Annotated in this window: 1 tRNA gene; it reads right to left on the bottom strand. The window is 49.5% G+C overall.

The features are described from left to right. Positions 1 to 114 precede the first annotated feature (114 nt). Positions 115 to 191, bottom strand: a tRNA-Ile gene (locus AN394_RS21875). Between the last annotated feature and the right edge of the window lie 9 nt (positions 192 to 200).

Raw genomic sequence — 200 nt, forward strand, 5'->3', positions numbered from 1 at the left:
AGCTAAGCAGGATCGAACTGCTGACCTCCTGCGTGCAAGGCAGGCGCTCTCCCAGCTGAGCTATAGCCCCACATATGCTGGTACTTATTGTCATTTTTTCCACTTCATAAGAAGTGGTGGGTCTGAGTAGATTTGAACTACCGACCTCACCCTTATCAGGGGTGCGCTCTAACCAACTGAGCTACAGACCCAAACAATAA

This window comes from Pseudoalteromonas sp. P1-26, from assembly GCF_001401795.1.
Classification (GTDB): Bacteria; Pseudomonadota; Gammaproteobacteria; order Enterobacterales; family Alteromonadaceae; genus Pseudoalteromonas.